This is a genomic window from Acinetobacter sp. SwsAc6 (genome assembly GCF_013391565.1).
GTDB lineage: Bacteria > Pseudomonadota > Gammaproteobacteria > Pseudomonadales > Moraxellaceae > Acinetobacter > Acinetobacter cumulans.
This window is the reverse complement of sequence record NZ_JACAXE010000006.1, coordinates 48,671-73,649: the sequence shown is the minus strand read 5'-3', so window position 1 is coordinate 73,649 and position 24,979 is coordinate 48,671. Positions and strand designations below refer to the sequence as shown.

At 40.7% G+C, this 24,979-nt stretch carries 26 protein-coding genes, 4 tRNA genes and 1 riboswitch; of the genes, 22 read left to right on the top strand and 8 right to left on the bottom strand.

Annotated features, from left to right (window positions below):
* The first annotated feature begins 167 nt into the window (after positions 1–167).
* Positions 168–2,102, top strand: a complete 1,935-nt coding sequence (locus HYG93_RS06155; protein ID WP_120365868.1) for a DNA primase — start codon at positions 168–170, stop codon at positions 2,100–2,102.
* A gap of 63 nt (positions 2,103–2,165) precedes the next feature.
* Here HYG93_RS06155 and hemA read toward each other — a convergent pair whose 3' ends face one another.
* Positions 2,166–3,449, bottom strand: a complete 1,284-nt coding sequence (hemA, locus tag HYG93_RS06150) for a glutamyl-tRNA reductase (RefSeq protein ID WP_106984520.1) — start codon at positions 3,447–3,449, stop codon at positions 2,166–2,168.
* Between the two features lie 78 nt (positions 3,450–3,527).
* Between hemA and HYG93_RS06145 the strand changes: the two genes are divergently transcribed.
* The 11 genes from HYG93_RS06145 (at position 3,528) to panD (ending at position 9,970) form a co-directional block, all read left to right on the top strand.
* Positions 3,528–5,240: a tetratricopeptide repeat protein gene (locus HYG93_RS06145; protein ID WP_178962066.1), complete on the top strand. Its 1,713-nt coding sequence runs from the start codon at positions 3,528–3,530 to the stop codon at positions 5,238–5,240.
* A gap of 9 nt (positions 5,241–5,249) precedes the next feature.
* Positions 5,250–5,861 carry a lipoprotein insertase outer membrane protein LolB gene (gene lolB, locus HYG93_RS06140; protein ID WP_106984558.1) on the top strand — a complete coding sequence of 204 codons (612 nt, stop codon included), beginning with the start codon at positions 5,250–5,252 and terminating at the stop codon, positions 5,859–5,861.
* A gap of 323 nt (positions 5,862–6,184) precedes the next feature.
* On the top strand, positions 6,185–7,021 hold the full coding sequence (gene ispE, locus HYG93_RS06135) for a 4-(cytidine 5'-diphospho)-2-C-methyl-D-erythritol kinase (RefSeq protein ID WP_106984519.1): 837 nt from the start codon (positions 6,185–6,187) through the stop codon (positions 7,019–7,021).
* Positions 7,020–7,094 (top strand) — tRNA-Gln (locus HYG93_RS06130). Before ispE ends, HYG93_RS06130 begins: the two co-directional genes overlap by 2 nt.
* A gap of 28 nt (positions 7,095–7,122) precedes the next feature.
* Positions 7,123–7,197: transfer RNA gene (locus tag HYG93_RS06125), tRNA-Gln, on the top strand.
* 18 nt (positions 7,198–7,215) lie between these two features.
* Positions 7,216–7,290 (top strand) — tRNA-Gln (locus tag HYG93_RS06120).
* A gap of 91 nt (positions 7,291–7,381) precedes the next feature.
* A tRNA-Gln gene (locus HYG93_RS06115) sits at positions 7,382–7,456 on the top strand.
* Positions 7,457–7,493: 37 nt separating this feature from the next.
* Entirely contained in the window at positions 7,494–8,447 is a 954-nt protein-coding gene (locus tag HYG93_RS06110) for a ribose-phosphate pyrophosphokinase (protein WP_106984518.1), read from the top strand.
* A gap of 99 nt (positions 8,448–8,546) precedes the next feature.
* Positions 8,547–8,843 (top strand): 50S ribosomal protein L25, encoded by a 297-nt coding sequence (rplY, locus tag HYG93_RS06105; RefSeq protein WP_106984517.1) that lies wholly within the window; start codon positions 8,547–8,549, stop codon positions 8,841–8,843.
* Positions 8,844–8,862: 19 nt separating this feature from the next.
* Positions 8,863–9,438, top strand: a complete 576-nt coding sequence (pth, locus tag HYG93_RS06100; protein WP_106984516.1) for an aminoacyl-tRNA hydrolase — start codon at positions 8,863–8,865, stop codon at positions 9,436–9,438.
* A 151-nt stretch (positions 9,439–9,589) separates the two neighbouring features.
* Complete coding sequence (gene panD, locus HYG93_RS06095) at positions 9,590–9,970, top strand: aspartate 1-decarboxylase (RefSeq protein ID WP_067668515.1); 381 nt, start codon at positions 9,590–9,592, stop codon at positions 9,968–9,970.
* A 112-nt stretch (positions 9,971–10,082) separates the two neighbouring features.
* Here the strand turns inward: panD and HYG93_RS06090 are convergent, their stop codons facing one another.
* Positions 10,083–10,616 (bottom strand): GDYXXLXY domain-containing protein, encoded by a 534-nt coding sequence (locus tag HYG93_RS06090; protein WP_117006490.1) that lies wholly within the window; start codon positions 10,614–10,616, stop codon positions 10,083–10,085.
* The gene (locus tag HYG93_RS06085; protein WP_178962065.1) at positions 10,613–12,412 is read right to left on the bottom strand and encodes a DUF2157 domain-containing protein; all 1,800 of its coding nucleotides are present in this window, start codon (positions 12,410–12,412) and stop codon (positions 10,613–10,615) included. The genes HYG93_RS06090 and HYG93_RS06085 overlap by 4 nt, the downstream gene beginning before the upstream one ends.
* Positions 12,413–12,681: 269 nt before the next feature.
* Positions 12,682–12,831: riboswitch (FMN riboswitch) on the top strand.
* A 104-nt stretch (positions 12,832–12,935) separates the two neighbouring features.
* Between HYG93_RS06085 and ribB the strand changes: the two genes are divergently transcribed.
* Positions 12,936–13,595 (top strand): 3,4-dihydroxy-2-butanone-4-phosphate synthase, encoded by a 660-nt coding sequence (ribB, locus tag HYG93_RS06080; protein ID WP_120363790.1) that lies wholly within the window; start codon positions 12,936–12,938, stop codon positions 13,593–13,595.
* Between the two features lie 94 nt (positions 13,596–13,689).
* Here ribB and HYG93_RS06075 read toward each other — a convergent pair whose 3' ends face one another.
* Entirely contained in the window at positions 13,690–14,214 is a 525-nt protein-coding gene (locus HYG93_RS06075) for an HPP family protein (RefSeq protein WP_117006488.1), read from the bottom strand.
* Positions 14,215–14,319: 105 nt separating this feature from the next.
* On the opposite strand from HYG93_RS06075, the gene HYG93_RS06070 reads away from it, so the two are divergent.
* Positions 14,320–14,883, top strand: coding sequence for a TetR/AcrR family transcriptional regulator (locus HYG93_RS06070; RefSeq protein ID WP_178962064.1), 564 nt, complete (start codon positions 14,320–14,322; stop codon positions 14,881–14,883).
* On the opposite strand, the gene HYG93_RS06065 is transcribed toward HYG93_RS06070, so the two are convergent.
* Both HYG93_RS06065 and HYG93_RS06060 read right to left on the bottom strand, forming a co-directional pair.
* Positions 14,875–15,486 (bottom strand): LysE family translocator, encoded by a 612-nt coding sequence (locus tag HYG93_RS06065; RefSeq protein ID WP_117006486.1) that lies wholly within the window; start codon positions 15,484–15,486, stop codon positions 14,875–14,877. The genes HYG93_RS06070 and HYG93_RS06065 overlap by 9 nt on opposite strands.
* 49 nt (positions 15,487–15,535) lie before the next feature.
* On the bottom strand, positions 15,536–16,027 hold the full coding sequence (locus HYG93_RS06060; RefSeq protein ID WP_106984509.1) for a DUF1289 domain-containing protein: 492 nt from the start codon (positions 16,025–16,027) through the stop codon (positions 15,536–15,538).
* A gap of 189 nt (positions 16,028–16,216) precedes the next feature.
* Here HYG93_RS06060 and HYG93_RS06055 point away from each other — a divergent pair, with 189 nt between their 5' ends.
* From HYG93_RS06055 to HYG93_RS06045, 3 genes are all read left to right on the top strand, one after another.
* Positions 16,217–17,149 (top strand): rhodanese-related sulfurtransferase, encoded by a 933-nt coding sequence (locus tag HYG93_RS06055; RefSeq protein ID WP_106984508.1) that lies wholly within the window; start codon positions 16,217–16,219, stop codon positions 17,147–17,149.
* A 190-nt stretch (positions 17,150–17,339) separates the two neighbouring features.
* Positions 17,340–17,966, top strand: a complete 627-nt coding sequence (locus tag HYG93_RS06050; protein ID WP_106984507.1) for a DedA family protein — start codon at positions 17,340–17,342, stop codon at positions 17,964–17,966.
* 147 nt (positions 17,967–18,113) lie between these two features.
* A complete protein-coding gene (locus HYG93_RS06045; RefSeq protein ID WP_218646781.1) occupies positions 18,114–18,560 on the top strand; it encodes an ABZJ_00895 family protein in 447 nt (148 codons plus the stop codon).
* A gap of 59 nt (positions 18,561–18,619) precedes the next feature.
* Here HYG93_RS06045 and HYG93_RS06040 read toward each other — a convergent pair whose 3' ends face one another.
* Both HYG93_RS06040 and HYG93_RS06035 read right to left on the bottom strand, forming a co-directional pair.
* On the bottom strand, positions 18,620–19,144 hold the full coding sequence (locus tag HYG93_RS06040) for a YecA family protein (RefSeq protein ID WP_106984505.1): 525 nt from the start codon (positions 19,142–19,144) through the stop codon (positions 18,620–18,622).
* Between the two features lie 69 nt (positions 19,145–19,213).
* Positions 19,214–19,423: a PA3496 family putative envelope integrity protein gene (locus HYG93_RS06035; RefSeq protein ID WP_106984504.1), complete on the bottom strand. Its 210-nt coding sequence runs from the start codon at positions 19,421–19,423 to the stop codon at positions 19,214–19,216.
* Positions 19,424–19,830: 407 nt separating this feature from the next.
* On the opposite strand from HYG93_RS06035, the gene rpoD reads away from it, so the two are divergent.
* The 5 genes from rpoD (at position 19,831) to HYG93_RS06010 (ending at position 24,726) form a co-directional block, all read left to right on the top strand.
* Positions 19,831–21,720 carry an RNA polymerase sigma factor RpoD gene (gene rpoD / locus HYG93_RS06030; RefSeq protein WP_106984503.1) on the top strand — a complete coding sequence of 630 codons (1,890 nt, stop codon included), beginning with the start codon at positions 19,831–19,833 and terminating at the stop codon, positions 21,718–21,720.
* 126 nt (positions 21,721–21,846) lie between these two features.
* Entirely contained in the window at positions 21,847–22,134 is a 288-nt protein-coding gene (locus HYG93_RS06025; RefSeq protein WP_106984557.1) for a YbeD family protein, read from the top strand.
* Positions 22,135–22,278: 144 nt separating this feature from the next.
* Positions 22,279–22,929: a lipoyl(octanoyl) transferase LipB gene (gene lipB, locus HYG93_RS06020; protein WP_372658680.1), complete on the top strand. Its 651-nt coding sequence runs from the start codon at positions 22,279–22,281 to the stop codon at positions 22,927–22,929.
* Between the two features lie 75 nt (positions 22,930–23,004).
* Positions 23,005–23,538 carry a hypothetical protein gene (locus HYG93_RS06015; protein ID WP_106984501.1) on the top strand — a complete coding sequence of 178 codons (534 nt, stop codon included), beginning with the start codon at positions 23,005–23,007 and terminating at the stop codon, positions 23,536–23,538.
* A 3-nt stretch (positions 23,539–23,541) separates the two neighbouring features.
* Positions 23,542–24,726: an iron-containing alcohol dehydrogenase gene (locus HYG93_RS06010; protein ID WP_106984500.1), complete on the top strand. Its 1,185-nt coding sequence runs from the start codon at positions 23,542–23,544 to the stop codon at positions 24,724–24,726.
* Positions 24,727–24,979 lie beyond the last annotated feature (253 nt).

Genomic DNA, 24,979 nt, shown 5'->3' with positions numbered 1-24,979 from the left:
TTTATATTTTAGTTTTGGGCTTGTGCTCAACAGCTCAACAATTGTATAAAAGATAGACTTAAACCTTTTATCCTACAGCTACGCTTATTGAATCACTCAATATTTGTGCTGTAAAAACAATTTCTTATTTGTTTCACATTAAATTTCTAGATTAAATCGGCAACGGCATGGCTATCCCTCAACATACAATTGATCAAATTTTAGATCGCACCGACATTGTCGATGTGATTGGTCAATTCGTGAAATTGAAAAAGACTGGCCGTACCTATTCAGGCTGTTGCCCTTTCCATCAAGAAAAATCACCTTCTTTTCATGTTTATCGCGATAAACAATATTTTCACTGTTTTGGTTGCCAAGCCAACGGGAATGCCATTCGCTTTTTAATGGATATTGGCAGTCGCAATTTTGTGGATGTCATGAAGGATTTGTCGAGTCAGACAGGAATTGAGTTACCTAAAGATAACCGCGACGCCAATAAACTTAAATACAAACGCGAAGCAGCCAAACCCAAAGTCACTGCAGCTACAGTTGTGCCCAATAAAGACAATCCAACTAAAGCACAAACCAGCAATGACGCATTTACCCCCAATTTAGAACATGACCCATTTGCAGAATTTCAAGCATTTGACGAATCTGCTTTTCAAGACCCATTCGTAGGCTTTGATCAATTCAATGTGCCTGAAGAGGCTACTCAAGATGGTAATTTGTATGATTTGTTGGAAAATATTGCGCAATTTTATGAACAAAAATTACCTCAAAGCCAAACAGCACAGCAATATTTTAAACAGCGTGGCCTAACAAGCGACACTATTGCTTATTGGCGTTTGGGCTATGCACCCGAAGATTGGCAACATTTAGAAAAAGCATTTCCGCAAGATATTGAAGGCATTAAGTTACTGGGACTTATTCGTACCAATGATAATGGCCGTAGCTTTAACTTATTACGCGACCGCGTGATTTTCCCAATTCGAGATGTAAAAGGTCGGATTGTTGGCTTTGGTGGTCGTGCACTTAACGACGAAATTAAACCCAAATATATCAACTCCCCTGATTCAGAAGTTTTCCATAAAAACCAATTGCTGTACGGCCTATATGAAGGACGTAAGCAAAAAGCCCATGACTGGCTTATGGTCGAAGGCTATATGGACGTAATCGCCTTGCAACAATATGGTGTTGCTGGTGCAGTGGCGACTTTAGGAACAGCCAGTAATACAGAACATCTCAATATTCTTTTTAATCAAAATGATAAAAAGAATAACCGTATTACTTTGGCCTTTGATGGTGATGCTGCAGGCCAAAAAGCTGCCCGTCGCACACTGGAAATTGCCTTACCCTTACTCAATGACGGTCGTGAATTAAAATTCTTTGTACTACCAAATGATCACGACCCAGACTCATTAATCCGTCGTGAAGGAATTGAAAACTTCCGTCGTTTATTAGACACCTCTCCGCTTCTGTCCGAATTTGTATTTGCACAGCTGACACGTGAACAAGATATTGCTTCACCTGAAGGCAAAAGTCAGGTGATGGGTGAACTACGCAACTTAACTGAACTTTTACCAAAAGCAGGTTCTTATCGCTACTTATTACAGCAGTATTTCCGAGAAAAGCTTGGTTTTAATAAACGTTGGCAACCTCAAGTCAACACAGATGCTTCCCTCAGCTTTAGTACTAAAATTGATGCTGAAGAATATGTCATCGCAATTTTAATGAATCATCCTTACTTATATATTCACTTTGAACCTTTACGTGCGTTGGTTCCACAAGATCAACTGTTATTTAAAATCTTAAATGTCTTAAACATCATTTTTGATGACTTACCTGATGATCCAGAATTGTCGAGTTATTATGTGATGGGCGCTTGTGCGAATTATCATCATGAATTAGCCCAGATTCTGCCTCAGGCCAATGTAGACGACTATACTTCTTCACCCGAACAGGCTGATAAACTTGCAGCCGACTTTTCGACCAAACTGCAATATCAGTTCCTACAGCAAAAATTAAAATCGAAAAAATTTGCCAGTTTGTCTGAGATGAGAAATTTAAAACAGCGCATTTATGATATTGATAAAAAAAGATCGCTTACCCTCATAGACGAATAAGCGATCTTCATTTTCTTTTTGACTTAAAATACAGCACAAACTTTAAGCAACCTTTTCATGTATTTACTTTTTAGGTTTACGACGCTTTTCTGCTGTTTCAATTAAATCTTGCTGAAGCATTTCAAAATATGCTGGATCTTCTGATGCTGCTGCATGACGCAATAATACAGATGTCGGATGGAGTAGCTTTTGAGTAAGTCGATGCGTTAGCTCTTCTACCACCTTGCTCGCATCTTCACCTTTTTGCAAACGTGCCAATGCCAAGCTCAGCTCTGCTTGACCCAACTCTTGCCCCTGCTGACGATAAGCATGAATTGTCTCACCCGCAAGATTTACTTTTTGCTGTGTAATTAATTCTGTGGCCAATTGATTGACCATCACCTCTGCTTCTACTGCAGCTTGGCGACGCTGTGCAAGGTTTTCATCGATTACAGACTGTAAGTCATCTACACCGTACAAATACACGCCATCTAGTGTTTCAACTTTAGGTTCAATATCACGTGGTACAGCTAAATCAACCAATAACATCTGCTTATAACGGCGCTTTTTGAGTGCTGCTTTTACATCTGCAAAATGAATGACCTGATGCAAACTCCCCGTACAGCTCGAAATCACATCTGCACGGTGCAGATTTTCTGCTAACTGAGAAAATTCGATAATTTCTACATCAACACGATGTGCGATTTCTTGTGCTAATGCTTCGGCACGACTGCGAGTGCGGTTACAGATAATGATTTTACCCACACCCATTTCAGCCAAATGCTTTGCCACTAAGCTATTCATTTCGCCAGCAGCCACCACCATGACGGTCAGCTGTTCAGGCTTACTAAACACCTGCAACGCCAGTTGCGCTACAGCATATCCCATTGATACAGCATGACTACCTACAGCAGTTTCCGAGCGTACACGCTTGGCTGCATAAAAGGCATATTCAAAGATACGGTTTAAATTTGGTGAAACGGTAGAAGCATCTTTGGCCAAAGACAATGCTGTTTTGACTTGACCCAAAATTTGTGGCTCGCCCAACATCAATGAATCAAGACCACTTGCCACACGCATCAGATGTGTTACCGCATTGGCATTTTCATAGCGATAAACATGATTGCTTAACTGCCGAACATCTAAACCATTTGATTGTGCGAGCCAATTCATCACCATGTCTGCATTTTCAGACATCGCATAGACTTCAGTCCGATTACAAGTCGAGACCACAACCATGTCGTTTAAATCGGCACACTGACTCTGCTCCGCGAGTAAAGCACTTAACTTTTCTGGGTTAAATGCAATCTGTTCGCGTAGCTCTACAGAGGCGGTTTGATGATTGACACCTAATGCAAAGAAAGACATATCAGGTCATCATTTCGCTAAATTTATGCTATTGTGCAACATCGGTGTCATAAAAAGCATTACTTGGATCAAGAAAAATTGCGTCAAACAAATAGCCGAATTAGCGGCGTGACAATAAAGCAGTATTCTACCACATTCTTGTTACTTGGTAGCATGGCTTCTAGTGCTCAAATTCGAGCATCTGGAGAATTTTACCATGCAAATTCAAATTATGATGCACTCAAGCAAAGCATGATTGCTGAGTTTGCACTGGCTTATGACGATATTCCTACCGCAGTTCATAATTACACTGTTTTGGCCATAAAAAGCAATTCAACAACGGTTAAACAACGCGCATTAAATATTGCAATTGAACAAAATGATCTACGTGCGGCTTTAGACATCGCAACATTTTGGGTGGTACAAGAACCTGAAGATGTGCCAGCCATGTTCTACTTGGCGCATATTGCCCTCAAAACACATGAATATGATTTGGCTGCAGATACCTTAAATAAGATATTAAATATTGATCCAAATGCTGATTTAGCTCAAATTTTAACTGGAATTTCTCCTGAGTCTGAGGAAGATCGTGACTTTTTAATTCGCGCATTAAGGGCAAGCAAAGAGAGTTCCAACCCATCTATTTTGGTACTTATTGCAGGCTTAGAAGCTCAAAACAACCAGCTAGAGAATGCCCTCAGCACTATTAATCTTGCACTCAATAAGCGCCCTAAAGTCACCAGTTATATTTTATTAAAAGCCAATATTTTAAATGCTTTAGGCAATGTGGATGACACCGTCAATTGGTATGCTAAAGCCAGTCATAAGCATCGCAACAATATCGATATTCGCCTTGCGGAAGCAAAGTATTTAATCAATATCAATCGATCAGAATTAGCCCTGAGCAAACTAGAAGATTTACTCAAGAAATGGCCAAAAACCGATGAGGCACTTTTTATTGCAGGCTTAACCAGTATTGATTTAGAGCATTATGAACAGGCCGAAAAATATTTGGTCGAACTACGTTATTCAGCACAATATCAAAATGAAGCCTACTATTATCTTGCAGTCAATGCTGAGCGAAAACAACACTTTGAAACTGCTAAAGCCTACTATCGCTTAGTAGACGGCAGTTTATATACGGTTTCACGTCGCAATATGATTCATATATTTGCTGAACAAGACAAACTTAACGATGCACTACGATTTTTAACCCAAGAGCGTGTGAACTACCCCCAGCATGCCAGCTTTTTATATCTTGCTCAGGCTGATATTTTAAAGCGAATGAACAATAAAAAAGCAGCTGTGCGCTTATTAGATGAAGCCGTTAAAAACTTGCCTGATGATCCAGAGCTGATTTATGCCGAAGTGCTGATGCTTGATCCTTTTCAAGATCGGGAAAAACTCGACAACTTACTCAAAAAACTACTCAGATTAGAACCCAATAGCCCAACCTATCTCAATGCTTATGCCTACACCTTGGCAATGCAAAATAGACGCTTAGATGAAGCGCGTAGTTATGTCGAACATGCGCTGGAATATGCACCAGAACAAGCATCTATTTTAGATACATTGGGCTATATTTGCTTTTTACAAAATGACTTTATCACCTCTGCACAAGTGCTCGAAAAAGCTTACAACTTAAGCCATAGCGTCAATATTGGCACACGCTATGCTCGTGCTATTTTTATGCAAGGTGATATGAATAAATTCAACCAAGTGTTACAGCAACTGCAACAAAAATACCCAAATGATCCGCAATTAGATCAATTAAATTCGCTATTGTTACCTCAATATATTAAAAAGAGTTAAACCCGCATGATGCGCCAACTGTCCAAATACACCCTTCCCTTTTTTGCATGCAGTACTTTGGCTTTGACAGGTTGCCAACAATTTAGTAAACCACAGCTTCCCCCACAAGCTATCCAACCAACCGCGCCTGAAGAAACCCAAACGCAAAACGTAGCTAAAGATCAGTTTGCCCTACAAGGAAAAATTGGTGTACGTACACCACAACAATCTGGTAGTGCATTTTTTACGTGGCAACAGCAACAAGATAAATTTGATATCGAGCTAAGTGGCATCTTAGGCGTGGGTAAAACGCAAATTACAGGCCACACAGGCCAAGTAACGCTTAACAGTGCTAAAACTGGTGAAATCCACGCAGATAGCCCCGAAGAGCTACTCGAACGCGCAACAGGATGGCATGCACCTATTACACATTTAATCAAATGGGTACAAGCAAAACCCGCGACAGCATCTGCCCAACTAAACAAAGATGAACAGCAACGCATAACTCAAATTATTGAAGATGACTGGAATGTTGACTTAAGCTATGCAGAACATGCAACCTTGCCAAATAAATTGATTTTGAAACAAGCCCTCGAATCGGGTAAAGAAAACCGCATTACCATGGTAATTCAAAATCGTTAAACACCAGAGTTAAGGTATAGCCAAGCCCAATCAACAAGTGCTTGGCTATAACCAGTGGCTAATCTTTTATTTTGATAATAAAACAGCAAATGAATACATCATGAGCTTTTTTTAATTTGCTCAACCTAAAACAAGCACAAACAAGCAAAGTACTAAACAACTCATGCCCATTTCTTTCGAGCAAAATTCCATCACTTATTTTTTTTCAAACTAAGCACATCCCTCACAATTTCAAATTGCAATCAACACAAAACAATATTCGACTATAATGCCAGCCTATATATGATGCATTTATAAGCACAAAGCTTTAGGAAAAAACGATCGTGAATGTAATTCGAGTTCCGTCCCCAGCCAAATTAAATTTGTTTTTGCACATTACGGGGCGCCGTGAAAATGGTTACCACGAATTGCAGAGCATTTTTCAGCTAATCGATTTATACGACTGGATAGATTTTAAACAAACAAATTCAGAGAACATCGAAATTGATGGCATTGGTTCGGTTGAATTAGAACAAAACTTGATTTACAAAGCCGCACAAATCCTAAAACCGTATGCAAAAACACCGACTGGCTTAAAAATAAGCATCGAAAAGCATATTCCAATGGGTGCAGGTCTGGGCGGTGGGTCATCTAATGCGGCCACTACACTGCTTATTTTGAATCAACTCTGGCAGTGCGGGCTAACAATTGAACAACTCGCAGCACTCGGCGTTCAATTGGGTGCAGACGTTCCAATCTTTGTACACGGTCAAAATGCATGGGCTGAAGGCATCGGTGAACACTTAACATTCATAGATTTAGCTCAAAAAAAGTTCATTGTGCTCAAACCTGACTGTTTTATCAGCACTCAACTACTTTTTTCACAAAAAACGTTGACAAGAAACTCAAAGCCCTCTAAATTTTGCGCCTATCAGTTAACGCCATCGAGTTTCGGCAATAACTTTGAGCCACTGGCAAGAAGTTTATATCCAGAAGTAGATGAAGCAATGCAATACTTAGATCAGTTCGGTACTGCAAAACTTACAGGTACAGGTGCTTGTGTGTTTATTGAGTTAACCGAAAATTTGAATGTAAATGACATTCTTGAAAATTCACCATGTAAAGCTTACTTGGTCAATAGTTTACAAGAATCGCCATTACGCAAATTCAAGGTGTGTTAGGGGTATCGCCAAGTGGTAAGGCACCGGGTTTTGATCTCGGCATCCGTTGGTTCGAATCCAGCTACCCCTGCCATTTAATTCACCTGTAGATGTACTGTATTAGGGGTATCGCCAAGTGGTAAGGCACCGGGTTTTGATCTCGGCATCCGTTGGTTCGAATCCAGCTACCCCTGCCATCTTACAGTCATCAAATTAGGGGTATCGCCAAGTGGTAAGGCACCGGGTTTTGATCTCGGCATCCGTTGGTTCGAATCCAGCTACCCCTGCCATTTTCTCAAAAAAGACAGAACATTCTTTTGTAGCTTCGATGTTAAATAATCTTGACAAAAAGCTGTAAAAATATTAAAGTTCTGCCGCATTAGGGGTATCGCCAAGTGGTAAGGCACCGGGTTTTGATCTCGGCATCCGTTGGTTCGAATCCAGCTACCCCTGCCATCTATTTTCCCTATATATCAACCGCCAAGGGTGCTTCATGCCCAATCTTGTCGTTTTTAGTGGAACTGCGCATCCACAATTCGCTCAAAAAGTCGTAAGCCATTTACATATTCCTCTAGGTGCTGCTGCCGTTTCTACCTTTTCTGATGGTGAAATTGCTGTAGAAATCACTGAGAATGTTCGTGGTAAAGACGTATTTATCGTACAGCCTACGTGTGCCCCAACAAATGACAACCTTATGGAAGTCTTGGTTATGGCAGACGCTTTACGCCGTGCGAGCGCTGGCCGTATCACTGCTGTAATCCCTTACTTTGGTTATGCTCGTCAAGACCGTCGTCCTCGTTCAAGCCGTGTGCCTATTACTGCTAAAGTTGTAGCAGATATGCTCACTACTGTAGGTATTGACCGTGTTGTGATGATCGATCTTCACGCAGACCAAATCCAAGGTTTCTTCGATATTCCTGTAGACAACATCTACGGTACACCTGCTCTTTTAGCTGATCTTCGTCAACAGTCACATGACAACCTTATGGTTGTATCTCCTGACGTTGGTGGTGTAGTACGTGCGCGTGCTGTTGCTAAACAAATGGGTGATATCGATCTTGCAATCATCGATAAACGTCGCCAAAAAGCAAATGAATCACAAGTGATGCATTTGATTGGTGATGTAAAAGGCCGTGACTGTGTCATTGTTGATGACATGGTAGATACAGCGGGTACTTTGTGTAAAGCAGCTGACGCATTAAAAACTTTTGGTGCGCGTAAAGTTGTTGCATACGCAACTCACCCAGTATTGTCTGGTAAAGCAATTGAGAACTTAAAGAACTCTGTTATTGATGAACTTGTTGTTACTGACACAATTCCTCTTTCAGAAGAAGCTTTAGCTCTTGGCAAGATTCGTCAAGTTTCAGTAGCAAGTATGGTTGCTGAAACGATTCGTCGTATTAACAACGAAGAATCTATTAGCGCAATGTTTGATTCTTATCTATAATATAGCGCTGAATTCCTAAGCCCTGCCTTTTGGCGGGGCTTTTACTCACTAGACTGGTCGAAGGTCTAGTCAATTAAACTTAAATTAAGGATGTCTATCATGGCAAACTTCGTATTAAATGCAGTAGCACGTGAAGAAGCAGTACAAGGGAAAGGTTCGAGCCGCCGCCTTCGTCTTCAAGCTAAAGTTCCAGCAATCATCTACGGTGGCGAAGCAGCTCCTGTAGCAGTAACTTTAGAGCTTCGTGAGCTTGTTAAAGCTTTAGAAAACAAAGCTTTCTTTGAAGAAACTGTAGAAATCAACATCGACGGTAAAGTTGAAAGCGTTAAAATCCAAGCTTTACAACGTCACCCGTCTAAAAACACTCCTATGCACGCTGACTTCAAACGCGCATAAGTGTTAATGGTGTAAATTAGTGTCAAATATTTCACTGATTGTAGGTTTGGGTAACCCAGGTTCTGAGTATGCCCAAACCCGCCATAATGCTGGCTTTTGGTTCGTAGAACGTTTAGCCGAAGCTTATGGTATCTCGCTCAAAGCAGACCCAAAATTTCACGGAATTAGTGGTCGCGGTAATATTGAAGGTCAGGACGTTCGTCTGTTATTACCTACAACCTTTATGAACCTTTCTGGTAAAAGTGTTGTTCCCTTCGCAAAATTCTATCAAATTGCTCCTGAAGCAATGCTCATTGCACACGATGAACTGGACATGAACCCAGGTGTCATTCGCCTTAAAACAGGTGGTGGTCACGGTGGTCATAATGGTTTACGTGATATCGTTCCGCATACAGGTCCTAATTTCCATCGCTTACGCATTGGTATTGGTCACCCAGGTTCTAAAGACCGTGTATCTGGACATGTATTGGGTAAAGCCCCTAGCAGTGAACAAGGTTTAATGGATGATGCTATTGCTCATGCTTTATCACGTAGCAAACTACTGATAAACGGAGACATACAACAAGCCATGAACCAAATCAATGCTTACAAATAGAACTGATCAATCCATAAATTGTTGAACAATGTTTCTTGCCATGTTGCTCATTTCAGAGCAAAATGCGCTTGCTTGCTGAACGTAATCTGTAAGTAGAAAACTGATTTAACCATAAGATCAAAATCTTAGGTCCACTAAGGAGACGCTAGCCATGCTATCTCGTTTATTAAAAGCAAAAATCCACCGTTGTGTCGTAACACAAGCAGAATTACATTATGAAGGTTCTTGTGCGATCGATGGCATTCTTTTGGATTTAGCCGGTATCCGCGAATATGAAGAAATTCACATGTGGAACGTGACTAATGGTAAGCGTTTTACAACGTATGCAATTCGTGGCGAAGAAGGTTCAGGCATCATTTCTGTCAATGGTGGTGCAGCACTTCAAGCTGACGTTGGCGACCTAATGATTATTGCAACATTTGGTGATTTCACTGAAGCTGAAGCAAATGCTCATAAACCTCGTTTGGTATATGCAAACCCAAACAATACTGTAAACCACACAGCTAACTGTATTCCAGTTCAAGTGGCTTAAAAGTCCAAGATTTTAAAAAACCCGTAAACTGCGGGTTTTTTTATACCTAAACACTCATAATTAATTGCATCACGCTTGCTCACAACGACTCAAAAAAAACCATTAATTTTATTTAACTCACTGGTTTTTCAGTACCCTCTTGCCATTTTTGTTGTGCTTCACAATGCAGTGGTTGCAATTGCTCATTCACCAAATCCGCCAGTAATGGTTTACCCTCAGCCGACACTTTAAATAAGGCGAACCGTGCTTGTTCATAACAACCTGCTAAACCCTCTGCAAAAAAGTAGCTGTCTGATGCTGGAAATGGGCGCTCACCATGCCCCATTTTGAGCTGTAAAGGATAAACACGGCCCTGCCCCAGCAATATATCTTGTTTAAAGCTGGTTTTTAAAACACGCCCTTGTGAGTCAACCAGCACATAAGCCAAAGGCAATGCACCCCAGGGGGCTTGCACTATAGCACCCACAAAATTTAAGTTATAACGGAGCGCCATATAATCCCCTTGAAGCAATGCACGCGGGTCAGCTGGTGCCAAAGAAACATAAATGCTTTGACCTGTTGCTAAATGTTGCTCATTCTTTGCAATTAAGGTTTCAAATAAAATCAGACTTAAGATGGTCAACAAGATCGGAATTATTTTTTTCATATCTGCTCCTGCTGAGTATTTGGCAACTGATTACGGCGCACCAAATAAGCCAATAACAATACAGCGAGACCAGAAATAAAAATGCTCAGACTTTTCACCAAAAAGCTCAGCCCTAAGAAATAATATAAATGAGTAAGCAATAGACATAGTACGACAATACTGCATGCATAGATCAGCCGATCTTTGCGCTCCAACGCCCATGCCAGCATCAACATGCACAGAAAAATTTCAAAATACCCTAAAGCCAATAAAACTATGGAAAATATCCCCCACAGCGCCCACTGAAAAATCGTAAATCGTTGCGAACAAAAGTGTTGATATATATAGGCAAATGCAAGCCACCATAGACTTACAAAGATCAGCTTAGCCCACCACTCAACAGTAATTAAACTGCCTGATGGGGCAAACAAGTCACGCCCCATCATGAGTGATGCTGGGCCAATTAATAAAATTGCTAAACCCCAAAACAATAAACTACGCTGATATTTTTGATCTAAAACAAATAAACCAACCACGACCAAACTATATACAACATAATGCAAGGCATACCAAAGCCAACTAAACAGCTCCTGCCCCATCTGCCATTCATAAACTGCGAAGTTCAAACACAGCAATAACATCGAATAAAAAGAAATCAACTGTAACCACAGCAACCAAGCGCGTAGACGTAATACATAACTAACCATAATCAATGGAGGCATTACTAGCATTGCCCACACAGGATTTTTTGTCAGCCCAAGTACCCCACCATACATGCCAACTTGTGAAAAAATCAGTAAGCAATACAGTAATTGATTTTTAAAATGATGGCCTATTTGCTCTCCCTTTCTGAATTGAAAAACTACTACCACATACGCAATAGCGCCACACAGCAATGCACCCCATGCGGAGCGCACCATGCCAAAAATAAAGGCCGAGAGAAATATGCCTGCTAACCATGCGCCAATCCCCAAGGGAATAGTACTCACATAAGATTTTGGTAAGACCTGCAATATAAATCGTGTAATTAAATAAAAAATTCCAAGACTCAAAATGACCAAAATTAAAAACCCGAAGGTACCTAAATTTAATTGATCAATCAGCCCATACGCTACCCACATTAAAATATTGATACCTATGCCTGCACTGAGCAAGCTCACAGCCAAGGTATCTTGCTTGCGGTAGCTTTGCCAAGCCAGCAAAGAAAGTGGCACAAAAGCACTGATCAATAAAACGGCAGCACTTAGGTGGTCTGCATAGAAAAAGCCAACCATGCTCACTACAGATAAGATCACAATCCAAAGCAAAGTATATTTTTCTAAAGCATGATATTGCCAATAAGCCAGCAACCACATGCCACACCACCAAATTTGCAATAACACAATACTCTGCCAATCATGAAAACCCAACTGCACCGAGGCCAAGTAAAGTGCTAAAAAACCAGTCAAACCCAATAAAATAAAAATCCCTGCATTCTGCCGATACAACCAAGGAAGCAACAAAATAGACCACAACAGAAATAACAAATAACTGTTTGCTCCTGTTTGATACACCTGCCCAATCACAGCAAGAGACAAACCGAGCATTAACCCACACAAAGCGTGTAATGTTTGTATCACCGCTTCAGACGCACGAGAAAAATACACACTCAGTACGGCAATAATCAACAGTAATACTTGTGGTAAAGCCAGTTGTATAATCTGAGGTAGCATCCACCAATTGGCTGCAATTAAGTACAGGATGCTCACGCCCAATAAGCCAAAACCAATTGCAACTAAATGATGCTGAAAACTCTGCCGATTCAGTAAATTTTCCATAATTTCTGTTTTAACCCTTTTCTTCTTTATCTTGGGGCCCGTAAAAGCTCAGTGCTACATATACATTTTTATTTTTATCATACGTAAATAACGTGCATAGCACGCTATATTTTAATGCTAAAGCTTAAAGCGACACACCCAATAATACCAGTGATAAAGCACTATAAACCTAGCTTCACAAAAGACTTTCCCATATTTTGAATATGTATAGCTTGACTAGTCATATAGAAAAGCTGGCCTTTATGCGCAATCGGCTTATAATCAAATGACATCGCTTCAGGGCGGGGTGTAATTCCCCACCGGTGGTAATTGGTTGGATATTAATCCCCCATAGCCCACGAGCCGATCTCATTGCATGAGATGGCAGATTTGGTGAGATTCCAAAGCCGACGGTATAGTCCGGATGAAAGAAGACGACGTCACATTTTAATGGCTTGCTATTTTCAAGCTATGCCGTAACGCCACACTATTTCACATGTCCTGAAATGTTCAACCGTACCTTAAAACTTACGCGAGCGTTTCAATGTCTAATTTAATTCAACCCGAAATTTTCTTTAGAGCCCTTCCCCCATCAGAACAGCGTGTTTTACAAGCACTGGAAGATATTCGTCAAGGCAAACCTGTTTTAGTCATGGATGATTTTGACCGTGAAAATGAAGCCGATCTTATCGTTGCAGCTGAAACACTGAATGTCGAAACCATGGCACGTATGATACGTGATGGATCTGGAATTGTATGCTTTACGCTCACCAATGCACTCGCAGATCACCTTGAACTTCCACCTATGGTGCAAAACAACTCTAGCCAATTCAAAACAGCATTCACTGTCACAATTGAAGCTGCTCAAGGGGTTACCACAGGTGTTTCTGCACAAGACCGCACGACCACCATTCATGCAGCAATTAAAACAGGTGCTGTAGCAAGTGATTTAAACCGCCCAGGACATGTATTTCCTTTACGTGCACGTGATGGTGGCGTACTTAGCCGCCGTGGTCATACTGAAGCCTCTATTGATCTAGCCCGTTTAGCAGGTCTTCAGCCCGCAGGTGTACTCTGCGAGGTCACAAATCCAGATGGCAGTATGGCCTCAGGCAAGCAAGTCTTAGATTATGCGAATGAGCACAAGCTCACGCTCATTAACATTGAAGAACTGGTACAGTATCGTCAAGCACACAATCTATAATTCATACGCAGTTTAAAATGCATCCCAGTTGGAACTCTCCTGCTGGGATTTTTTATGGATATGCAAGATCAGCTTTAGATCAAAATTTATTTTCCTACTTTTTCATCAAGCCTAAACCATATTCAGGCCACACTGCTCCTTTGCCAATATTGTTTACAGCATAAGCAACCAATACCAAACTCACCGCGCCCGAAAGCACTGGAAAAAGCAAAAAACTCCAATCATAAGCGGTTGTACTCGCAGTTAATAAAATAACCAATGGATTCGCTCCCGCGGGCGGATGCACACAGCGTAGATATTGCATACCAACAATAGCAAGGCCTACCGCAATTGCAATTGTGAAAATATTAATAGGAAGATATAAAGCAAAAAATAAACCGATTGTCGCAGAAATGACATGACCAAAAATAAGATTGCGTGGCTGGGCCAATGGCGACTGCGCTGCAGCGTACAACAGTACACAGCTCGCACCAAAAGGTGCCATGATCCATGCATGATGTGAATACTGCCCAATCAGCAACAAAATAAAGATACTGAGCGTTCCCCCACAAAATCCACGCAGCAAGGCCCGCCCTGATGGTCGAGGTGCTAGTTTCTCTTTACCCGCGAATATATTCATGCTGATTTCCTCTTGATTGATATTAGATACAGCGCGCGCTATAATTAAAATAGTACAGATCTGTACTATTTGTAAATATGCTATTTCAGATGAGGTAAAACCGCGATGTCTAAATCAGCACAGAAAATTTTAAATACTGCAGAACAGCTGTTTAATCAGCAAAGTTTTAGTGCTGTTGGTGTCGATCTGATTCGAGATGAATCAGGCTGTTCTAAAACTACGCTGTATACCTATTTTAAAAATAAGCACCAGCTGGTTTACAGCGTTTTGCAAGCGCGAGATGAACGCTTTAGGCAAAGCTTACTGACAGCCGTTCAAGAGTTTGAAGGTCTAGAGGCTTTAGAAAAAATTTATGACTGGCATATCCACTGGTTTCAAGCAGATCATTTCAAAGGCTGTCTATTTGTTCGAGCTGTGGGTGAATCAAATGCTGCAGACACAGATATACTTGCCATTTCTCAGGCACATAAACAATGGATCCGTGATTTAATTCAAAGCAAAACTGCCTGCCTTCCTCAGCAGCAGAAAATAAGTGCCTTGTTTTATCTTCAGCTTGAAGGACTCATTAGTACTGTACTGGTCGATGGTTTTAATACCCAAACCTGCAACCAACAAAAAACGCTGATCTTTCAATTAATCCATTTACTGATGGCTCAGCCTTCAAAATAAAGCACTGTAAATGCCGTATAAGGCCACCACTACCAATACCGCGCCACAGATTCCCAATAATTTTGGATAGACTGCTGAGCGCGATAAACGATTAAAAGCTAAATAAACTAAAGACAACGTAGCAAAATCTAGAATAATCCAACTGATGGTTAAAATACTCAGGCTCAAATTTAAATCCGCTGTAATACCTGTAAATTGCGGAAAGAAAGATGCAAAGAAAATAATATCTTTAGGATTAGAAATACCCACCAGCAAGCCTTGCTTAAAGCCACCTTGCGTATCTGGGAGTACCACCTGACTTTGCTCAGGCTGAGCTTCACGTGCTTCTTTTAAAACCTGTAGACCAATATAAGCAATATAGATACATCCCAGCACCTTAATTGCATTGAGCCATTGCTCATTGATATTCAACGCACCTTTTAAAATCAATACAGAAAATACAATAAGAACCAATGAGGCCAAATTCGTGCCAAAAATCGTTTGTAGGGCTTTTTTATATCCACCTTTTAAACCAGCACTTGCCACCAAAAGCATGACTGGGCCAGGCGTTGCAATCATCACAATCACAGCCACGCAATATAAAAAATATTCAGAGTAGTTCATATTTGTATACCAAGATCAGCTTATATTCCCTCATTAAATAAAAAGAGGACTATTCGTCCTCTTCTTCATATCCTTTCAGTAAATGATGACTAATGCCATCTGCTCGCAAAAAGGCAAAATCATAACTGGCTGTCGCAAGTGCCAACACGCGACGCTCGAATTCTTCCCACAATGGGCGCACTTGTTTGTAGTGAATACCAAGTCCACTATCATCGGTAAAATGACGGTTTTTTTCACACAATTTTAAGGCATGGTACAACTTACGCCCTTTACTCGCATCTGGACGCAGACGCACACGCTTAGACAAAACAAAACCTTCAACATGACGAAGATCTGCAAAGGGCAGCATGGGCACTAAAATTTGATCTAACTGTGCATCTAGGCGCTTCCACACAGCGGTTTGTTGTACTGGATTATAAGTATTCCACTGAATAACTTCATGATTGAATCGGCGACAGCCACGACACACTGCATCACCAAATACCGTTGAACAACGCCCTGCACATGGCGTAAGTGAAGCAATTCGACGGTCATTACTCAAAACAAACTCCTAAAATTCTGCTGTTGCTATTAAAACAAAACACAACGTGAGGCCCCGAATATACACGCAGTTGCACATGAATAGAAGTCATCTGCATGTACTGTTTTACTCGCATATTCCATCAATACACGTTAAAATATGTGCCTTTCGAAATTCCTGTTTTTTTATTTTTCTATTTTGGAGTACTCCATGAACGCTACTGTAGAACAGCTTGCACCTGTAGAACAGCAAGCGACCACAGGTTGGGTTGTTGCCGCGCTATATCAATTTAAAGAAGTTCAAGACGCAGCTGCGTTAAAAGAACGCCTATTGAACTTAGTCGGCTCAATCAATTTGTGTGGTACTCTTATTGTGGCAGACGAAGGTATTAACGGCACTGTTGCGGGCGACCGCGTTGCAGTTGACGCTGTACACCAATTTCTTTTAGACGAAGGCTTTACGTCTATGGAATATAAAGAGTCTCACAGTTCGGAAAAACCTTTCCGTAAAATGAAAATTAAACTCAAAAAAGAAATTGTCACTTTAGGTGTAGAAGTAAAACCACGTGATCTAGTAGGCCATTACTTAGACCCGAAAGAATGGAATGAGCTGATTGCGCGTGATGACGTGATTTTAATTGATACACGTAATGACTATGAATACAAAGCGGGTACGTTTAAAGGCGCGATTGACCCACAAACAGAAACTTTCCGTGAATTTCCAGACTACGTAAAAAAAGAGTTGGAACAACACAAAGATAAAAAAATTGCGATGTTCTGTACAGGCGGTATTCGCTGTGAAAAATCAACATCATTGCTTCTTCAAGAAGGCTTCAATGAAGTTTATCACCTCAAAGGCGGTATTCTTAAATACCTAGAAGAAACCCCAGCTGACGAAAGCATGTGGGAAGGTGAATGTTTCGTATTTGACGGCCGTACCGCAGTAACACATGGCATGGAAGAAGGCGCAAACATTAAATGTCACGCATGTGGTTGGCCACTTGTTCCTGCGGAAGTTGAACTTCCTAGCTACGAGCATGGTGTATCTTGTGTCTACTGCATCGACAAAACAACCGATAAGCAAAAAGAAGGCTTCCGTATGCGTCAATCACAAATTTTAGCGGCTAAACGTAAACGCCTCTAAGTTGTATTGAACTAACAGCTTGAAAAACCCTCCTCAGGAGGGTTTTTTATTGTTCCTTAAATGGCAAGTACATGCTCTAAGTCTGCCTTAAACACAAATTTCATGATTTTGTAACACACAACAAGAACAATATCTTGCATACTCAGATGAGATTTTCCTTTTATTTACCCCTATTACTTTTGGAAGGCCCATGAATTTAACCGAATGGATATTAACCATCATGCAACAGCTCGGTTATTTGGGTATCGCCTTCCTCATGTTTCTAGATAATGTTTTCCCGCCCATTCCCTCAGAAATCATTATGCCTTCTGCGGGTTATACCGCATCGCAGGGCCAGCTTCTGCTCACAGGGGTCATTATTGCAGGAAGTATTGGTTCATTGATTGCAGCCGCTGTACTCTACTGGGTGGGCTATAAGTTCAATAACGAGCATATTTTTCGCTGTGTTGATAAATATGGAAAATATTTATTCATTAAAACAGAAGATGTTAAAACAGCATTGGCTTGGTTTGAGCAATATGGTCATCGTATTGTATTTTTTGGTCGCATGATCCCTGCTGTACGCTCACTGATCAGCATTCCTGCAGGCATGAGCCGAATGCCTTTTTGGAAATTCATGCTTTACAGCGCTTTAGGCACCATTATTTGGACCACCTTTTTAGCCTGTGTTGGCTATTACTTTGGTGAAAACCAAGCACTCATGCATGAAATCTTCAGTCGCGTTGGCTACGTGATTATTGCGATCGCCATCATGATCATCTTATGGATTTTATACCGTCGCCAGCAACGTAAAAAAGCCGCATCACAACAAAAATAAATGCACAGCCAATTGAGTGATATATCAAATCGCTCAATGTCACTTCTACATGAATAAACAATCCCTTATACTCATTCATCACAAAAAAAATGCTTAACACCCTACTGTGGTGACGCCTTATACCAATAACATTCGAACCTAAAACTGATGAAAAAATACATTATATATTTTGCTATAACCTATTTAATCGCTATGGCCATCATGGCAGTAATTATTTATTTCTTTAACCTACCTAACGGTACATCTGTTGCCTGCATCATGACTGCAGGCTTTGTAACTGCCAATAAATTCGTGCAAGACCATCAAAGAGCGCCTGAAGCAGCAGAGAAAATACAACTCATCTGGGGGTGTCTTGCAACCTCTATTGCAATCAGTCTCATCACCACCATCATCATTATACTTGTAGTATTTAAATCGCTTGCTATTTTCACTTTATTCACAGCACTACCACTTTGGATCATCTGTGTTGCAGTCGGCTTTACCTTATTTATTCATTATTTAATTCTTGCCATGAGTTTTGGCTGGATGGCAAATAATGCCGTCAAAGGTTTACAAAAGCAAAAGCAAAAGCAACGTAAATCCAAAATAAGCTGAACGACAAACTTATATAAAAAAAGCACCAAACTCGGTGCTTTTTTTATAACTTATTTGAATTAGTTTGGTGTGTGATACATCAAATACAATTCGTTTAAGTTCTCTGGAATCTCTTCTGCAAGCTCATCCATTAATTGACCATTACGGCGGAAGGTTTCCATTTGAGGATCTTCTTCATCAATACCGCTAAACACCATAATTGGCAAAGTCAAATCAACTAATTGTTCTTCAAATTCAGGCGCGAACCATGCTTCTTCATTTAAGAACATTGCATCAACAAAACCAACGCTCCAGTCGCCTAGGCTTGACTCTACGTCTGCTTCTTCCACTTCAAAAGGAAATGAAATTCCTTCTTCATTGGCTAAGTTTTGACGCAGTGATTCTAACCAAGCTTTCACCTGAGCAATAATGTCTGCAGGAACTTTTTTATGGTTATTGTCAAATAGTTCTTCTAACCATTTGTCAAATTGCGGGCCAACTGCAATTGCACACAAAAAACCATGAGTTGCAGCAAAATCCAGACCAAACTCATTCTGATCGCCGTCTAGATAGTCGCTCAAACGGTCTAAATCTAAAGCACTCATTTTACATCCACAAACATAGAAACTTAATGTGTAAGCATAGCATTTAAAAACACTACGCCAAAACTGATTTTAGTCGTCTTCATCGCCAAAATCGTCGTCATCGTCAAAGTCATAGTCAAAATCTTTGAGTTCACGCTCTAAACGACGTTGTGCAAGAAGTTCATCAATCAAGCGACGTTTTTCTAGCGATTCTTTAGCGCTAATTTTTCCGCCGGCCTCATCGAAATTAACATCATCATCACCGTAGTTATCATCTAGTTCAAAATCTGTCGAAGACACTGAAACTACCTCATAATGAAAAAATTTAAAGGGGTCTAGGCGCTATTTATATGGGTTATAGAACCTTGTCAAGTTTTATTTGTATTTTTAGCTGTTAAAGCCGTAAATTGGGCTTTTTTCTTAACCTAAGTTATGGCATGATATAATCCACCCTGCGTCTTTCAGTTTTATGAATATCGAGATGATTTCATCTGACCAAATACGTACGGGATGAACTTGAAAACAACAATTTCAGCCCCACCTAAATTACTGAATTTAATTTTTTAATATTCCATCGAATCGTCTTTCAAATAAGACTGAATATTTGATGGAATAAGCAAGCTATTGATAAATTTTTATTGAGATGAATCGTATAAGTCTACTATACGATTTTTTACTGTCACAGATTCAACGAAGAGTAAGCATAGATGAGCGATATGAATTCCCCTACTTCACAAGTAGCGGCGCTGATTAGCCGAGGCAAAGAACAAGGTTACTTAACTTTCGCTGAGGTCAACGATCATCTCCCGGATTCAATCACAGAAAGCGAACAGATTGAAGACATCATTCAAATGTTGAATGACGTTGGTATTCCTGTACATGACCGTGCACCTGAAACTGATGATGCCATGTTTGAAGGTGGCAGCGACGCAACGGATGAAGTTGCTGAAGAAGAAGCCGCTGCTGTACTTGCATCAGTTGAAAATGAACCAGGCCGTACCACTGACCCTGTACGTATGTATATGCGTGAAATGGGTACAGTTGAACTCCTTACACGCGAAGGCGAAATTAGCATTGCAAAACGTATCGAAGAAGGTATTCGTGACGTTTTAAATTCAATCGCTTATTGGCCAAATGCAGTTGAAGTCGTTTTAAAAGAATATAAAGATTATGAAGCAGGTGAACGTCGCCTTGCTGATATTTTATCGGGTTACCTAGACCCTGAAACTGACGATGATATTCCTGAAGTTTTAGAAGATGAGTCTGAAGATCTAGACGAAGACGATGCATCATCAAACAAATCAACCAAAGATGTAAAATTGGATGATGATGATGAAGACGAAGAATCTGAAAGTGATGACGACTCTGAAGGTGATTCAGGCCCAGACCCTGAAATTGCCAAAGCACGTTTTACTGAACTAGAAAATGCGTGGACCAATACCAAATTACTGGTTGAAAAACATGGTCGTAACAGTAAAGAAGGCAAACAAGCACTCGAAGATTTAGCTTCTGTGTTTATGATGTTTAAATTTACACCGCGCCTATTTGATATCATTAGTGAAATGATTCGCGGTACACACGAACAAATTCGTACCTCAGAACGTGAAGTGATGCGTTATGCAGTACGTCGTGGTCGTATGGATCGTACGCAATTCCGTACCTCATTCCCAGGTCAAGAATCAAACCAAGCATGGTTAGATGAGCAAATTGCGAAAGCACCTGCAGAAATGAAAGGCTACTTAGAAAAAGTACGCCCTGATATTTTAGCTTTCCAGCAAAAAATCTCAGACATTGAAAAAGACCTTAATTTAAGCGTTAAAGAAATTAAAGAAATTTCTAAACGTATGGCTGTAGGCGAAGCGAAAGCACGCCGTGCTAAAAAAGAAATGGTTGAAGCGAACTTACGTCTTGTAATCTCGATTGCGAAAAAGTATACCAACCGTGGTCTACAATTCCTCGACTTGATTCAAGAAGGTAACATCGGCTTGATGAAAGCGGTAGATAAGTTTGAATACCGCCGTGGTTATAAGTTCTCGACTTATGCAACATGGTGGATTCGTCAGGCAATCACGCGTTCTATTGCCGATCAAGCACGTACGATTCGTATTCCTGTGCACATGATTGAAACCATTAACAAGATCAACCGTGTATCTCGTCAATTGCTTCAAGAAATGGGCCGTGAGCCAACACCTGAAGAATTGGGCGAACGTCTAGAAATGGACGAAGTCAAAGTACGTAAAGTACTTAAAATTGCCAAAGAGCCGATTTCTATGGAAACGCCGATTGGCGATGACGAAGATTCGCATCTTGGTGATTTCATTGAAGATGGTAACATTACCTCTCCAATTGATGCCGCAACATCTGAAGGCTTAAAAGAAGCAACACGCGAAGTACTGGAAAACTTGACTGAACGTGAAGCGAAAGTCTTGAAAATGCGTTTTGGTATTGATATGCCTACCGACCACACTTTGGAAGAAGTTGGTAAACAGTTTGACGTAACACGTGAACGTATCCGTCAGATTGAAGCAAAAGCATTACGTAAATTACGTCATCCTTCTCGCTCTGAACACTTACGTTCATTCCTTGAGAATGACTAACCCATCAGTGGGATAATACAGGCTTGAATATGGGGGAAGCTCCCCCATAATAAGAGCATGTAGCAAATGAATCAAAATACCTGCACATTGCAGGTATTTTTAATATTGAGGTGTCCTATGACTGACATGACTGATCGTACTCCATCACGTGAATTACAAGAGCATCTTTGGGTCTTCCCAATGGACTACCCGATTAAACTCATTGGTAATGCAGGCGATGAATTACGCCAAGCAGTAAATGAAATTTTCGTGAAACATTTTCCAGAATTTGATGGTGCAAAAATGACTGTAACACCATCACGGACAGGGAAATACCACTCAATTACTGCACAGCTACGTTTTGAAGAACTTGAGCAAGTACATGCTGTCTATGCAGACCTTGCAGCTTGTCCACTGATCAAAACAGCACTCTAAGAAAAACACGCTTTCGGGCGTGTTTTTTTATGCAAACCCCACCAAACGAACAGACAAAATCTGTCCATTCTCGTCCCCTATCCCATCCAATTTATCTATAATAGATTTTTATCATGCATTCCTTAAGGACTTAAAATCGTGGAGATTGAGGCTAAACCACAACTGATCATTCGTCATTACACTCAGTTAACCTCTTATGAAGAGCGTTTTCTGGAAATGAAACAATTGACCGAACAACGTGACGAACACACACCAGATGAATTGTGGATTTTGCAACATCATGATGTCCTTACACAGGGCCAAGCGGGCAAACCAGAACATATTTTATTGCACAGTGACATCCCCGTTGTACAAAGCGATCGCGGTGGACAAGTCACTTGGCATGGCCCAGGTCAATTGGTGGCTTACTTCATGTTTGATTTAAATCGCTTAGGCTGGAATGTACGTACTCTGGTCAGCTATGCTGAAAACCTCATGATTGATCTGCTTAAAAAATATGGCATTGAAGCATACGCCAAAGCAGATGCACCCGGTGTATATGTAGACGAGCGTAAAATTGGCTCACTCGGCTTTAAAATCCGCAAAGGTCGCTCTTATCACGGACTAGCACTGAATATTGACTGTGATTTATTTGGCTTCCATACCATCAATCCATGCGGTTATGCAGGTTTAGAAATGGTCCGCGTACAGGATCTGGTAACAGACTACCCTAAATTTGAAAACTTATGCGTCGATATGATTGAAACATTGCAGAACAGCGGTTACTTTAAAGACGTTCAGGTCGAACAAAAATAAAGCCTTTGCTTTCATACATAAAATAAATTAGAGTATTTACTCTAAATAAATAATATTTTGAAAAGGGATGAATACGTGATTGCAACTAAATCCGTCAAGCCCGCTTTGCAGCTAGCCTATGTCAAACTCATGATGGATGTGATTGGCAGAGGCTTAGTGATGGCGAGTCAAGTCGATGCAGAAGTTAAGCAGGAAGTCGCTCAGTTTCCAGATCATTTCACACTCTCAATGAATGTATTCCCCAATGGGCCTGCATTCATTGCACGTGTGACGGCAAATAAACAATTAGAATTGGTTCCTGATTTAGCAACAAAGCCAGATTTAACCATTACCTTTAAGCATCTTAATCATGCATTTTTAGTATTTTCTTTCCAAGAAAGTACTGCGCAAGCATTTGCCAATGACCGCATGATTGCTAATGGTGATATTTCTTATGCGATTCGACTGGTTCGTTGCCTAAATAAAATGGAAGCGCTGATTTTGCCAAAACTGGTTGCAGAGCTGGCAGTCAAAGAATATCCAAGCGATTTAAGCCTAAAAGAAAAATTAACTGGAGCTGCAAATATCTATCTTAAGGTAGCTCAATCCTATTTCAAGCGGAGCGCATAACACATGGCTAAACCATATTACGAATTTTTTTGTCCAGTTAAAGTCATTGCTGGGCATGCGGCGCTAGAGCATATCCCTTTTGAACTTGCAACTTTAGGTGCTACTCGTCCCTTAATTATTACAGACAAAGGCGTACGCAGTAACAACCTATTAGCACCGATTGAAGCAGCTTTTGAATCTACAAATGCCGTTATTGGGCATATTTTTGACGATGTACCACCCGATTCAAGCCTTGAAACTGTACGTAAAGCCGCTCAGCTTTATCGCGATAACAATTGCGACGCGATTATTGCTGTCGGTGGTGGTTCAGTCATTGATACCTCTAAGGCCACTAATATTTTAGTGTCTGAAGGTGGTGATGACCTGCTGAAATATTCGGGTGCACATAATCTGCCAAAACCTTTAAAACCTTTTTTTGTGATTCCAACCACATCAGGCACAGGCTCAGAAGTGACCATGGTTGCCGTGGTTTCCGATAACCAAAAAAATGTCAAAATGCCGTTTGCATCTTATTACTTGATGCCACATGCAGCTATTTTAGATCCGCGTATGACGCAAACTTTGCCACCGCACCTCACTGCGATGACGGCAATGGATGCCATGACACATGCAGTAGAAGCCTATACCTGCCTTGCAGCCAATCCAATTTCTGATGCTTATGCAACAGCAGCCGTTAAAAAGGTAAGTAATCATTTATTTAACGTACTGGATAACCCAACTGATGCACAAGGCCGCTTAGAATTAGCTCAAGCATCTACAATGGCAGGCATTGCATTTTCAAACTCGATGGTTGGCTTAGTACATTCTCTTGGTCACGCTTTAGGTGCAGTTGCACATCTGCCCCACGGCTTATGTATGAATCTATTTTTGCCTTATGTACTGGAATACAACAAAGAAGTGAATGCCGATAAAATCGCAGATCTTTTACTTCCACTTGCTGGCCCAGATATTTACTCGCAAACCCCTGCTCACTTACGTGCAGATAAGGCGATTTCAACTATTTTAGCCATGCGTGATCGTATCTATAGCCTAACAAAATTACCACGTACACTGAGTGAGACTGGCAAAGTAACTCAAGCTCAGCTCGACGATGTTGCAGAAAAGGCTTTAAATGATGGTTCGATCATTTACAATCCGAAAGAAGCAACACTCAAAGATTTAAAAACTATCTTAGAAAAAGCTTGGTAATTACTGAAAAATAAGCCAATATAGCGAAAATTCCAGCCTGATGTTTTTTTAAGCATCAGGCTTTTATCTGTAAGCCTTAAAAACAGCGACTTTCACTTTATCTTCATGTAAGTTGGCATGTTTTCTGCTCAGAAAAGAAATAAAATCACTGGCAAAAATTTACATCTTGGAGTAAATTGGCGCGCTTTTGTTTCAAAATGTAGGGGGGATCGTTCGTCTCAAACGATCCTGACACAATAAGACTGATCCTTGA

What these genes read in the sequence shown, in the direction of transcription:
- HYG93_RS06010 (WP_106984500.1), top strand. Translation starts at nt 23,542, where the DNA reads ATGGCTAAACCATATTACGAATTTTTTTGTCCAGTTAAAGTCATTGCT.
- HYG93_RS06085 (WP_178962065.1), bottom strand. Translation starts at nt 12,412, where the DNA reads ATGGAAAATTTACTGAATCGGCAGAGTTTTCAGCATCATTTAGTTGCA.
- HYG93_RS06050 (WP_106984507.1), top strand. Translation starts at nt 17,340, where the DNA reads ATGAATTTAACCGAATGGATATTAACCATCATGCAACAGCTCGGTTAT.
- rplY (WP_106984517.1), top strand. Translation starts at nt 8,547, where the DNA reads ATGGCAAACTTCGTATTAAATGCAGTAGCACGTGAAGAAGCAGTACAA.
- HYG93_RS06045 (WP_218646781.1), top strand. Translation starts at nt 18,114, where the DNA reads ATGAAAAAATACATTATATATTTTGCTATAACCTATTTAATCGCTATG.
- HYG93_RS06025 (WP_106984557.1), top strand. Translation starts at nt 21,847, where the DNA reads ATGACTGATCGTACTCCATCACGTGAATTACAAGAGCATCTTTGGGTC.
- HYG93_RS06070 (WP_178962064.1), top strand. Translation starts at nt 14,320, where the DNA reads ATGTCTAAATCAGCACAGAAAATTTTAAATACTGCAGAACAGCTGTTT.
- HYG93_RS06065 (WP_117006486.1), bottom strand. Translation starts at nt 15,486, where the DNA reads ATGAACTACTCTGAATATTTTTTATATTGCGTGGCTGTGATTGTGATG.
- panD (WP_067668515.1), top strand. Translation starts at nt 9,590, where the DNA reads ATGCTATCTCGTTTATTAAAAGCAAAAATCCACCGTTGTGTCGTAACA.
- lolB (WP_106984558.1), top strand. Translation starts at nt 5,250, where the DNA reads ATGCGCCAACTGTCCAAATACACCCTTCCCTTTTTTGCATGCAGTACT.
- HYG93_RS06040 (WP_106984505.1), bottom strand. Translation starts at nt 19,144, where the DNA reads ATGAGTGCTTTAGATTTAGACCGTTTGAGCGACTATCTAGACGGCGAT.
- HYG93_RS06055 (WP_106984508.1), top strand. Translation starts at nt 16,217, where the DNA reads ATGAACGCTACTGTAGAACAGCTTGCACCTGTAGAACAGCAAGCGACC.
- HYG93_RS06090 (WP_117006490.1), bottom strand. Translation starts at nt 10,616, where the DNA reads ATGAAAAAAATAATTCCGATCTTGTTGACCATCTTAAGTCTGATTTTA.
- HYG93_RS06110 (WP_106984518.1), top strand. Translation starts at nt 7,494, where the DNA reads ATGCCCAATCTTGTCGTTTTTAGTGGAACTGCGCATCCACAATTCGCT.
- hemA (WP_106984520.1), bottom strand. Translation starts at nt 3,449, where the DNA reads ATGTCTTTCTTTGCATTAGGTGTCAATCATCAAACCGCCTCTGTAGAG.
- rpoD (WP_106984503.1), top strand. Translation starts at nt 19,831, where the DNA reads ATGAGCGATATGAATTCCCCTACTTCACAAGTAGCGGCGCTGATTAGC.
- HYG93_RS06155 (WP_120365868.1), top strand. Translation starts at nt 168, where the DNA reads ATGGCTATCCCTCAACATACAATTGATCAAATTTTAGATCGCACCGAC.
- HYG93_RS06075 (WP_117006488.1), bottom strand. Translation starts at nt 14,214, where the DNA reads ATGAATATATTCGCGGGTAAAGAGAAACTAGCACCTCGACCATCAGGG.
- ribB (WP_120363790.1), top strand. Translation starts at nt 12,936, where the DNA reads ATGTCTAATTTAATTCAACCCGAAATTTTCTTTAGAGCCCTTCCCCCA.